This is a genomic window from Aeromonas sp. QDB14 (assembly GCF_027707845.1).
Taxonomy (GTDB): domain Bacteria; phylum Pseudomonadota; class Gammaproteobacteria; order Enterobacterales; family Aeromonadaceae; genus Aeromonas; species Aeromonas caviae.
The window spans coordinates 1-6019 of sequence record NZ_JAPCJD010000129.1 but is presented as its reverse complement, the minus strand read 5'-3'; the positions used below and the strand labels follow the sequence as shown (position 1 = coordinate 6019).

The 6019-nt window shown below is 61.4% G+C and carries 5 protein-coding genes and 1 riboswitch; of the genes, 3 read left to right on the top strand and 2 right to left on the bottom strand.

Annotated features, from left to right (window positions below; genetic code table 11):
- Window positions 1–509: 509 nt before the first annotated feature.
- The gene (locus tag PG887_RS21580) at window positions 510–1001 is read left to right on the top strand and encodes an RNA recognition motif domain-containing protein (RefSeq protein WP_029313407.1); all 492 of its coding nucleotides are present in this window, start codon (window positions 510–512) and stop codon (window positions 999–1001) included.
- Between the two features lie 3 nt (window positions 1002–1004).
- On the opposite strand, the gene murI is transcribed toward PG887_RS21580, so the two are convergent.
- Both murI and PG887_RS21570 read right to left on the bottom strand, forming a co-directional pair.
- Window positions 1005–1793, bottom strand: a complete 789-nt coding sequence (gene murI, locus PG887_RS21575; protein WP_104455047.1) for a glutamate racemase — start codon at window positions 1791–1793, stop codon at window positions 1005–1007.
- Window positions 1794–1901: 108 nt separating this feature from the next.
- Window positions 1902–3767: a TonB-dependent receptor domain-containing protein gene (locus PG887_RS21570; protein WP_041212100.1), complete on the bottom strand. Its 1866-nt coding sequence runs from the start codon at window positions 3765–3767 to the stop codon at window positions 1902–1904.
- Between the two features lie 52 nt (window positions 3768–3819).
- Window positions 3820–3997: riboswitch (cobalamin riboswitch) on the bottom strand.
- A gap of 206 nt (window positions 3998–4203) precedes the next feature.
- On the opposite strand from PG887_RS21570, the gene purE reads away from it, so the two are divergent.
- Complete coding sequence (purE, locus tag PG887_RS21565) at window positions 4204–4713, top strand: 5-(carboxyamino)imidazole ribonucleotide mutase (RefSeq protein WP_029313402.1); 510 nt, start codon at window positions 4204–4206, stop codon at window positions 4711–4713.
- Complete coding sequence (locus tag PG887_RS21560; protein ID WP_270822879.1) at window positions 4710–5834, top strand: 5-(carboxyamino)imidazole ribonucleotide synthase; 1125 nt, start codon at window positions 4710–4712, stop codon at window positions 5832–5834. The genes purE and PG887_RS21560 overlap by 4 nt, the downstream gene beginning before the upstream one ends.
- The last annotated feature ends 185 nt before the right edge of the window (window positions 5835–6019 follow it).

The following is a 6019-nucleotide window of genomic DNA, read 5'->3' as shown; positions in this document are numbered from 1 at the left end:
AAAATTGTTTTTGATGCTCGATGCTGTGAGTGCCCACACAGATTGCTTGATTCAAATTGTTAAAGAGCGTCACGCTTGTCGCGTTGAGGAGGCGCATCTTACGCGCCTCACCTCGAAAGTCAAGCGGTTGTTTTCGCTTTTCTTTCGGCGCTGGCTTCACGAGGAAGCTAGCTCATCAGGTTGGCGTGGTCCGCCGTGCTGGTAGGGGCGCATTATAGGGAGGCCGGTTACGATGACAAGGGATTTTTTGAAGAAAGTCACGGAAACTTCAAATTATCCAGTTAGAAACAACTTACCCAGTGTATATATACAATGTTATCCACAAGCTGATGATTTCAGCCCTCTTTTATTGGCATTTATCAGGATCTTCCTGGCTGAAGGAATGCCATACTGAAGCGGATAATTTGCCTCAAGTGGTCCATGGTAGCGTCTGGTCGTAAAGCTGGTTACCATGAAGGTGAATAGAGTGTTGCACCTTTTTTGCTTTCATTTACAAAAGGTCTTTAAAGATGAATTTATCCAAGTTTCCCGTTTATGTGCAGGCAGCAGTTCTTGCTCTGGTATTGGCGCTGCTCGGCTATCTGGTTGCCCAGGCCCTGCAGTTCTCTCTGAAAGTCGAAGTCATTTTTGCCGCCGGTCTGGCCATTGGCGGTTTCGTGGTACCGCTCTTCCTTAACCGTGCGCCTGCCACCGCCCTCGAACAGGCGACCAGCCAGGAGACCTGTACCTTATATGTAGGCAACCTGCCCTATCGCGCCAACGAGATTGCGGTGCGCGAACTCTTTGCCGAGCAAGGTCAGGTACTGTCAGTTCGTCTGATGAAGGACAAGGCCACCGGCAAACGCAGGGGCTTCGGGTTTGTGGAGATGCCTGTCGCCGATGCGGCCAAGGCCATCGCCGCGCTCAATGACAAGGAGTATCAGCAGCGCACCCTGAAAGTGCGTGAAGCAAATGACAAGCGGGACCGGGATGAGAAGGACGTCAACGACGTCGACGCCTGATATTCAGTACACCACTTCTTCGAGTGACGACAGCCCCCAAGCTTGCAAGGGGGCTGTCAGTTTCTGGGCCCCAGCATCCAGTCGCGTGCAGTAGGCACGTCCCGTCCCCTCGCCAGGCGCCTGGACCGGCAGTGTCGCCAGCAGATGCGCCACCCGCCTTGCCACGGCAAGACCCGAATCGATCAGTTGGCATTCCGGCATCAGCTGTTTGATCTCTTCGTTGAGCAAGGGGAAGTGGGTACATCCCAGTACCAGGGTATCCGGCCTCTCCTCCCCTTCCATCCAGTCTGCGAGCACCTCTCTGAGCAGGGCCATATTGACCGGCAACCCCGCCAGCTTGCGCTCGGCTTCGATAACCAGTTCGGTGGCCCCCTTCAGCAGCACATGCTTGCCCGGAGCGAACTGGGCAATGAGTTCATGGGTATAGTCACGGCTGACGGTGCCGGGCGTTGCCAGCAGACCGATGTAGCCGTTACGGGTCAGGGCGGCGGCAGGCTTGATCGCGGGGACCACGCCGACCACGGGAATGCTGAGTGCGGTACGCAGGGATGGCAGGGCAATGGTGCTGGCGGTATTGCAGGCGATCACCACCAGATCAATGGCGTGCTCGGCCACCATGTGGCTGACCAGTCCGGTACAAGCCTCGATGAGGGCCGCCTCACTCAGCTCGCCATAGGGAAAGTGGGCATTGTCAAAACTGTAGAAATAGTTGTGCTCCGGCAGAGCGCGACGGATCTCCCCATAGACGGTCAGACCGCCCATACCGGAGTCGAACACGAGAATATTGGCCACCTGAGCTCCCCCTTGAATGCGAGGCCGCGATCATACTCCCGCCCGGCGCCAATAGAAAAGGCCCTGCCAATGGCAGGGCCCCTGATTTTTCAGATCCAGACAAGGGGATCAGAGTGCGTAGTCCACCGTCACATAGTAGGCACGCTCGTCAGCCGGGTAACCCACCGAGGTCTGGTATTCCTTGTCCAGCAGGTTGCTGATCTTGCCGGAGACCTTCCAGGACGGTGCAACCTGATAGCCCACCGCCAGGTTCCACACGCTGTAACCGCCCAGCTGGGTGGTATTGGCCGCGTCACCATAACGCTCACCCTGGTAGATCCAGCTCAGGGAGCCATCGAACTGCTGCCACTGCGCCTGGCTCACCCACTTGGCCCCCTTGCGGGAGATCAGCTGCAACTGCTTGTCGGTGACCTTGTCCTTGGGATCCTTGTATTCGGCGGAAACGCGATGGCTCAGCCAGCCGGTCTCGAACTCCCCTTCCAGCTCAACCCCTTCAATCCGCGCCTTGCCGACGTTTTGCGGCGTCCACATGCCCTGGCTGTCCGGTGCCCACTGGATCATCTGCTCGAAGTCGTTGCGATAACCGGTCAAGCGCCACTCCACACCAGCGGTCTGTCCGTCCAGCATCAACTCGTGGCTTTTCGACTCTTCCGGCTTCAGATCCGGATTGCCGGACCCCGGGTAGTAGAGATCGTTGAAGGAGGGGGCACGGAAACCGGTGCCGTAACGGGCACTGAGGCGATAATCCTCAACGAAGCGCCAGCCAGCGCCGGTTTGCCAGGTGTTGTGACGTCCGAACTGCTCGTTGTCATCGCTGCGACCGCTCAGCTCGGCCTGCCAGACCTGGTTGTCAAACTGGGCCAGGGCATAGAGCCCGGTGTTGTCACGCTCATCGGCCTCACTCGGGAAGGCGACGCCAGAGGAGCGGGAACTATCGTCCAGCATGTCGCGCTGCCAGTCGGCGCCGCCCCCCAGGGTCCAGCTCTCGTCCAGCTTGACGCTGTTGACCCAGTTCAGGGTGTATTGACGGGTATAGAGTCGATCAGCGGACTGATCGCGGCCGCTGGTATCCGGGTAGTCGTAGGCATCCTGTTTGGAGAAGGCGCCGCGCAGCTCGCTCAGGTAGCGCTCGTCATGATAGCGGGAGCCGAGCTGGTAGCTCTGGTTCTCGGTCCAGGTCTCGTTGCGTTGATGAAACGCCGGGCCCCAGGCGGAAGCGGCAGAGGATCTGTCGTACTGGGCAATGTTGCGGAACCAGCGGGTCGTACCGAACAGATCCCAGTTGCTGGCCAGCGCCTGCTGATAATCCACCATGGCGTTATAGCCCCGGTGTCCATGCTTGTCGCCATCGTTCACCCCGACGATGGGATGCACGTTGTAGCCGGTCTCGTCATCGAAACCACCAGCGACCTTGATCTGACCCGCATCACCCACCTGGCTGGCGCTGCTGAAGGCAGCCTGACGCTGCTTGTGGGAGCCCGCGCCCAGGTTGAACTTGTGCTGATTGGTCCCCTGGTCCGGGCGAGTGATGATGTTGATGACCCCACCGATGGCATCGGACCCATAAATAGTGGCGCGTGCACCGCGGATATATTCGATCCGCTCCACCTGGTTGAGGGGCAGGTTGTTGAGCTCGGTCATCCCGGCGGTCAGAGAGGCGCTGCGCACCCCGTCCACCAGCACCAGGGTCTGGGAAGAGGTGCCACCACGTACCCGCAGCGAGCTGAGCTGGCCGCGGCCGCCGTTGCTGACCACTTCCACGCCGGGCAGGGTCTTGACCACGTCGGTCACGGTCTGGGCTTGCAGGCGATCGATCTCGTCACGGGTCACCACGTTGACGGGAGCCAGCACACTGGAGGCAGGCTGGGCGACACGGGTAGCGGTCACCACCATGGTGGGATTGACGGGGATGGTCAGTTGTTGGGCAAAGGCCGCCGTTGGCAACAGGGCAGCCGCCAATAATGTCTTGGACATGAGAGATCCTTAAGTTCGCGTAAGCATCTACTTCGTGGCCGGTTTCTCTCGGCCCGAAATACGAACTTTGGCAGGTCTTCGGGCTTGGGGGCTGATGGCCTACGGCGACGGCTTCCCACCTGACGGCAGTGCCCTGATGTCGCTTCGTTCCCCCTTACCGCTGCGCGCCAGCTCCGGATTCTCACCGGATTCCCTTTTAAGCATGATGCGCCAAAGCGGGGGGATTATAGGCAGAGCTGTCTTGGATGTATAGCCATCTGGATTTCTAATGTCGTTTTTACCCAAAGTCGGTGCCAAGTGGCGCAGATCCTCGCCCCTCTCGTACCTTGAGGCTCGTTGACCGTCATTCGAGCGGGTCAAACACAAGAAATGTTGAGCCAGATCCCACGGCTTTTTGGTAACATGCGGCAAACGTTTGACATCCGAGGAAGCCGTAATGACGACCCCCCCTATGATCGGCCTGGTAATGGGCTCCGACTCTGACTGGCCCGTGATGCAGGCCGCCGCCCGCATCCTCAAGGAGCACGGCGTGCCCTATGAAGCGCGCGTCGTATCCGCCCATCGCACCCCGGATCTCCTGTTTGAATATGCCGCCAGTGCGCGCGATCGTGGTCTGCGCGCCATCATCGCCGGCGCCGGCGGCGCAGCCCACCTGCCGGGCATGCTGGCCGCCAAGACCACGATCCCGGTGCTGGGCGTGCCCATCCCCACCCGCCAGCTCAAGGGGATGGATTCCCTGCTCTCCATCGTGCAGATGCCCAAGGGCGTGCCGGTCGCCACCTTCGCCATCGGCGAGGCGGGTGCCGCCAATGCCGGTCTGTTCGCCGTGTCCCTGCTCTCTGTCGCCCAGGATGGCGACGCTCCCCGTTATCACCAGCAGCTCGACGGCTTCCGCGCCAAGGAGCGCGACCGGGTGCTGGCGCTCACCCTGGAGGAGCCGGCATGATACTGCCCCCCGCCACTTTGGGTATGCTCGGTGGCGGCCAGCTCGGCCGCTACTTCGTGATGTCTGCCCACCGTCTCGGCTACAAGGTGATCGTGCTGGACCCGGACCCCGTCAGCATCGCCGGTGCAGCCGCCGACGAGCAGATCGTTGCCGCCTATGACGATGCCGATGCCCTGCGCGATCTGGCCAGCCGCTGCGATGCCATCACCTGCGAGTTCGAAAACGTGCCCGCCGCCTCCCTGGCCCTGCTGGAGCAGTACCAGCCGGTGCGCCCGGCCGCGAGTGCAGTACGTGTCTGTCAGGATCGCCGGGAAGAGAAAGCCTTCCTGACCCGCGCCGGCGTACCGGTTGCCCCGAACCTGACCCTGCTGCCGGGCGAGCCGCTGCCCGCCCTGCCCGGCGACCTCTTCCCCGCCATCCTCAAGACCGCCCGCGAGGGCTACGATGGCAAGGGGCAGTGGACTATCCACAATGCGGGCGAATTGCCAGCGGCCCTGGCCGCCAGCGGTGTCCCTTGCGTGCTGGAAAAACGCCTGCCACTGGAGGGGGAGTTTGCCCTCACCCTGGCCCGCAGTCCGAGCGGTGCCATCAGTGCACTGCCCCTGGTGCAGAACTGGCACAGCGGCGGCATCCTGGATCAGACCCGTTCCCCGGCCAATGTGCCCGCCCTGGAGCGCGAGGCCCAGCGCATCGCCGAGCACATCATCGCCGCCCTCGACTATGTGGGCGTGCTGACGGTGGAGTTCTTCCTGGTCGGCGGTGAGCTACTGGTCAACGAGATGGCCCCCCGGCCCCACAATTCGGGTCATCCCAGCATCGACAACGCCGGTTGCAGCCAGTTCGAGTTGCAGGTGCGCGCCCTGTGCGATCTGCCGCTGCCGGCACAGGCCGAGGTTCAGCCCGCCATCCTGCTCAACCTGCTCGGGGATCTGTGGCAAGACGGCACGCCGGACTGGGCCGGCGCCCTGGCCCTGCCCGGGGTGCACCTTCACCTCTATGGCAAGGGCGAAGCCCGCCCCGGCCGCAAGATGGGCCACGTCACCGTCACTGGCCGCGACTGGGCGGCGGTCGAGGCCACCGCGCACCAGCTGCGCGCCCTGCTGGGTCTGCCTCCGCGCTGAGTCCACCCCTTGACATGCAAAGACCCGGGCCAAGGCCCGGGTCTAATGAGATGGTCACCCCCACCCTGTGAGCGGTACGCTGACAGGGTGTTTTTCTTTCAGGAGAGGCCATCATGGAAAACGTTGCGCTTATTGGTATTGATCTCGGTAAACACTCTTTTCACATTCACTGTCAAGACCGGTTC